This is a genomic window from Candidatus Zixiibacteriota bacterium (assembly GCA_020853795.1).
In the GTDB taxonomy this organism is placed as follows: Bacteria; Zixibacteria; MSB-5A5; order CAIYYT01; family CAIYYT01; genus JADJGC01.
On the sequence record JADYYF010000058.1, the window covers coordinates 1 to 5417 of the forward strand.

The window sequence follows — 5417 nt, forward strand, 5'->3', positions numbered from 1 at the left end:
ACGGGCATTGAACGCCACGCCGATGGTGTCGACACCTTCGCGGCCGACCATCAGACCCATGGTATGCGTGCCGTGGCCGTTCAAGTCGACCGGAGTGACGCTACCGTAGGGATCGAACCACGCCTGGTTGGCCGGGATCGCGTCACTGCCGTTCCAGTTGGCGGCGAGTGCCGGATGGGTCCCCTCCACGCCGGTGTCGAACCCGCAAACGAGGCGACCGTGGCCGGTGTAGCCGAGATTCCACATGTCGCGGACACCAATTTGGGCCATCGAGAGATCGCTACCAGCCAAACCCGATTCAGCTTCACCGGTCGCAACCGGCGCCACGAGTTCGAGCGGAGCGTCCTCGACGATCAAAGTGATGTCGTCTTCAGCCGCCAAGCGCTCAAGTGCGTCAGCACTGATTTCAAAGGCGACGGCGTTGGTGATCCAGAACTCTTGACGATTGCTAACCTGACCGGCATCGAAGAGCGAATCGAGCAGGGCGTTGATCTTCAGGTTCTGGCGTGGGCGATTTTGAAGCTGGCTAATCAGCAGATTGTGTTCACGTGAAGAGCGCGCTGAGTTCTCGAAGAGCGCGGCCTTGGCCGCGAAGTTCTCGACAGAATGCACGAACGCCACGACGGCAACGCGCTGCTCGCCCTGGACAACCTTGGCAGCGAGATCGGGCGACATCTTGGACAGCGCAAGATCCCGACTGGCGCCTGAGACGGCGGCGAGACTCAGCATCAAGATGGTCAGGGTGGTGATCGTGATTCGGTTCTTCATCACCCCCTGTTTGAGCAAGCGTCGTGCCACGGTCTAAGATTGCAAAGAATTGCACATGCCCTGCTGAGTCGCGAATCCGCTCCTTGCCGGCTCACCGATAAGTCGTTATCAACAATAGCGTTGCAGTGTCGCTCAATTGGGTCGTCGGAGCTCGCAGGTTTCTACCTGAGGGGTGCACCGGAGGTTTCTGCACGAGTCTGCGCAGGTCGATATGCAACGGAGTGCACGGCTACGACTTCGTTGCCTGAGTCGATTCAATCGAGTATGTTGGGCGCGATGAGGACTGGAAGCGACAGGAAAACCTTTTGGCTACTTCTGGCGGCGGGGCTAATTGTCCGAATCATTTATTTTTTCGAGTATCGAAGTCTCCTTGAGTTTTCGTATCCGACGGTTGACGCGCTCTATCATCACCTCACGGCGAAAGCGATTGCGAGCGGCGGATTGGTTTCGACCGAGCCTTTTTTTCGCGCGCCATTCTACAACTACTTCCTGGCGCTGATCTATTTCGTCAGCGACAACAGCATCGCTTTCGCCCGGTTTGTCCAGCTCGCACTGGGGGCGTTCTCGATTCCGCTGACCTATGTCATCGCGAAGCGAATGTTCGATCAACGAGTGGCGATGATCGCTGCAATTCTGGTACTGGCTGCGGCGGATTTGGTGTACTTCGACGGCGAACTGCTGCTCGAATCTTCAGTATTGTTGATGCTGTTGCTCCTGATCTGGAGTCTGTTGCGGTATCTCGAAAGTCGCGCGTGGAGCTGGCTGGCGCTGGCCGGACTGATCCAGGGGCTGGCGATCATCAATCGTCCCAATACCGCTGTCTTCGTGCCGATTACATTGTGGCTATTGTGGCGATCGGATCGGCAGGGAACCGCAAGTGGGCACGTGTCGAAATGGTTTGGCTTCCTCTGGCCGTTGGCGATTCCGATTGTGCTCGTTCTTTGGCACAACCTGACCCGGTCGGAGCCGACGTTCTCGATCGCCACCCAGGGTGGAATCAATTTCTACATCGGCAACAATCCCGAGGCGGACGGGGTGAGCGCGGTGATGCCGGGGAAATTGGGATATGCGTGGCAGTATGCGGATATCAAGTATCTGGCCGAGAGCGAGGCGGGTAAGTCGCTGACTGCGGATGGGATCAGCGGCTTCTACTTTCGGCGCGGACTTGGTTTTATTGCGAGCGAGCCAGCCGCCTGGCTGAAACTGACGTTGAAGAAAACCTATCTGTTATTTTCCGGCGCGGACATCTCCAATAATCGCAACTTGCCGTTTTTCAAGTCGCAGACCGTCATGTTGCGGATTTTGCCGGTGGGCATGGGAGTACTGGCGCCGCTGGGGTTGGTAGGAATGTGGCTGGCGCGCCGACGCTCGCCGGTGGTTTCAGGACTGGCGGTGTTCGCGGTTTTGTACGGGCTGACTTTCGTTGCGTTCTTCGTCAATTCCCGCTTTCGACTGCCCCTGTTGCCGCTGTTGGCGATATTTAGCGCCTTCGTCCTGATGGAGCTTTGGGATCGGCGGCGCGCCGGCATCGCTGGTTTTCTCAAGCCGGTCAGCGTCGTGATTTTGCTGGGGCTAGTACTGAACACCAACCTTTATCGCATGCAGTTTGACAACCGGCAGCAGGCGTTGTTCAGTCGCGGCAATTTGTTGCTGGACGCCGGGCGAACGGGGGAGGCGATCGCGGTGTACCATCACGCCAACGCCGATGGACCGCCGTTGCAGCAAGTCAATCTTAATCTGGGGCTGGCATTTCTGAAGCTGGGGCAGTTCGACTCGGCCTGGCATTATTTCCTGGTGGAGGATTCGCTGTTTACCGGCAGTGCCGAGGCGATGAATAACCTGGCGTATCTGTATCGCCAAACCGAGCAGTTTCCGGAAGCGATCATTGCCGCGCGCGCGGCGCTGGAGGAGAAGCCGTACCTCGCTGAAGCTCGGCTGAATCTCTGGTACGCGCTGCGCGAATCGGGGCGATCCGACAGCGCCTACGCCACGATCAGCGCCTATGCGGCCGAGCATCAGTTAACGAACAGCGAGAAGTTCATTGCGGCCGTGACGGCTTCCGATCTGCGCCGGTATGACGAGGCGGAACGGCAGTTGCGTGAACTGGCAGGGACGCTGCAAGCGCGGCAAGCCCCCAGCTATTCCGAGGCTTCGAATTTGACCCGAACCTCCGACCGATTGGCGCCGGCACTCTTCGAGAGCCGCGTGCTCTACAATCTTGGCTTTGTGCTGGGCAGTCGCGGCCAGATGGATTCGGCGATAGTTTATCTGAACCGAGCGACGGAGCTTGATCCAAAGCTCTCCGAGGCATGGATCAACCTCGGATCAGCCTATTTCGCGGCCCGGCGGTATCCGCAGGCGATAGCCGCGTTTGAGCACGCGTTGACGACGGGTCCGCCGACAGCGGTGCTTACATTCAACTTGTCATTGTCTTACCTGGCCGTCGCCGATACGGTTACCTCACGCCAATATCTGGCGCAGAGCCTGCAGATTCAGCCCGGCTTCGGTCCGGCCACGGCATTAGCTCAAGCGCTTCGGATAGAAAACAAATAAGAAGGGCGCCGGATCAGCTCCGGCGCCCTCGTCGATGTCAACAGGTGGATTTTCTTAATTCAGGAACCACGTCATCATCTTGCGCGTGATGTCAATCGCCTGGTCCTCACGCGTACAGAACGCAGAGAAGCCAAAGACGGCAGATTTCCAGATACCGGTGTCTCGGCGCACGGCGACAATCGTGCCTTGCATCGGCTTGATGTACGCTTTGGCGCTATCGGGAACGGTATTTCCGAAGTAAGATTCGAACAGGAACAGCGGTTGGCTGAAGATGTCGCGGATGAAGTAGCTAGTGTTCGGCGCGCCACGGAACCGGAGCGTATCCTGTGCCCGCGCACTCGTGCGCAGGTAATTGTAAGAAAGCTGGACGCGCTCCAGATCGATCTTGAAGTCGCTGAACTCCGTGCCATTCAGCGCCAGACCGCCGGTGAATTGTTCATTTGTCATTGGAATGGAATCGGTGCGGTCGGGCGGCCAAGTTGACTTCTTGGTGTACGACGGCGTCCAGAAGCTGCGAAATTCGCCGGTGATATTGAAGTAGCGGTACTGCCAAGAATTAGCCTGGAAGCCATTTAACGATTCGGCATTGCCGCCGAAGACCGCCGGGGACCACAGCCAGACGTTGCCGCCGAAGTCCATGTAATCCAGCATATTCGGAATGTGCACTGTGCCCAGACGCGAGACCGATCCGTCGTTAAGCATGGCGACGACGCGGTAGCGCGCGTAGACTTCCTTGGACAATCCGCGGGACTGCCCCGTTCTCGGTACTCTTATCAACTCGGCGTCGGGATAGCCGGCCTGGCTGAAGATGCGCTGATAGGCCTCGACCATGTCATCTTCGCCATAGATCTCATAGGGCAAATTGGTGTAGGCACCTTCCGGGAAACAGGGCACTTCACCCGGCGTCGGGCCCGAGGCACAGAATGACGGAACAAAGATCAGGACATTCTTATGCGGCTTAAAGTCAATCGCCGTAAAGACGCGGTATTCGGGGGTTGGATCGGGCGCGGAAGCATCGTCGCGCGCGACAACCTTGAGTACAAAGTCGCCCATCCGTGAAGTATCAGCAACCGGTTCATTGCGCCAGAGATTGTAGAACCGTCCAGTCGTCGCCTTGACCCAGACGCCGCCCAGTGTCGTATCGCGCGAGGTCAGAACCAGTTTATCGATAGCGGTTGTGTCGATCACGAAGGCGTCGTTGGGAGCGCCAGTCTCCGGATCATAGTCGAGTTGCCCGTGCGGGTACGGCCCGAAGATCTGGTAGTAGTATGTAAATTCCGGCTGGTCGGCTTCGTTCGGGAAGTCGATCTTGTCGAGTCCCTTCCACTCCATCGTGATGCCATTGTAGGTCAAAGTGGTTTCCGGCAGGTCGTAGTAGAACAGCGTATCCGGCGCAGTGACGATTTCGGTCGTCGGCGGATTGTTGTTCCGCGAATAGACGCTGTAATCAATAATCGACCGGGTCGAATCGTTGTCGACGGCACGGACAAAGAAGAACTGTACGACGGTGTCCTCCGGCGTGTTGCCGGCGATCAGTCGAATCTGCTGGCGGGTCGGACTGTCAGTTGTCGCGACATCGATGATGATCCAGCAGGTCGGGTCGCAGGGGCTGGATGGCCCGGGCATGTCGATCTGCGTCCGGGCATATTCACGCACCGCGCTTTCGTTGCTGGTGTCGACGGCCGCGGCGACCACGGACGCGCGAACGATGGCGTACTCATAAGCAATGATGTAACCGTCGGCATCGGTACCATACCAGTTGATCAACGGGCTGGTGGTGAAGTGCGATCCCTCGGCGGGAATGTTCACGATCTTGACGATCGGAGCAAAATTCGAGGGCACCGGGCCGTCCGGCGCAGTTGAGCACGAGCTCAACGCCATGACCAGCGCCGCCGCCGCAAGCATCGCCACCACCCACAATTTCCTCACGCTAAACATCTATCTCATCCTCCTCAAGCAAGAGCAAACTTCGCACTCAGAATTTCAGACCGAGGGTGAAGCGGTGGGCTTGTTCCAACAGACCCATGTCCTGGTAGCCATAGTCCAACCGCAGTTCCATGTTGTTAAACGGTACCCGGACGCCGCCCCCGGCACTG

3 protein-coding genes are annotated in these 5417 nt (G+C 57.9%); 1 reads left to right on the plus strand and 2 read right to left on the minus strand.

Features of this window, described 5'->3' with window-relative positions; translation table 11 throughout:
- Nucleotides 1–768: hypothetical protein (locus IT585_04095; protein ID MCC6962413.1), on the minus strand; the 768-nt coding region annotated here is incomplete at its 3' end.
- Nucleotides 769–1044: 276 nt separating this feature from the next.
- Between IT585_04095 and IT585_04100 the strand changes: the two genes are divergently transcribed.
- Complete coding sequence (locus IT585_04100; GenBank protein ID MCC6962414.1) at nt 1045–3321, plus strand: tetratricopeptide repeat protein; 2277 nt, start codon at nt 1045–1047, stop codon at nt 3319–3321.
- Nucleotides 3322–3375: 54 nt separating this feature from the next.
- Here IT585_04100 and IT585_04105 read toward each other — a convergent pair whose 3' ends face one another.
- The gene (locus IT585_04105; GenBank protein MCC6962415.1) at nt 3376–5259 is read right to left on the minus strand and encodes a hypothetical protein; all 1884 of its coding nucleotides are present in this window, start codon (nt 5257–5259) and stop codon (nt 3376–3378) included.
- Between the last annotated feature and the right edge of the window lie 158 nt (nt 5260–5417).

What these genes read in the sequence shown, in the direction of transcription:
- IT585_04105 (MCC6962415.1), bottom strand. Translation starts at nt 5,259, where the DNA reads ATGTTTAGCGTGAGGAAATTGTGGGTGGTGGCGATGCTTGCGGCGGCG.
- IT585_04100 (MCC6962414.1), top strand. Translation starts at nt 1,045, where the DNA reads ATGAGGACTGGAAGCGACAGGAAAACCTTTTGGCTACTTCTGGCGGCG.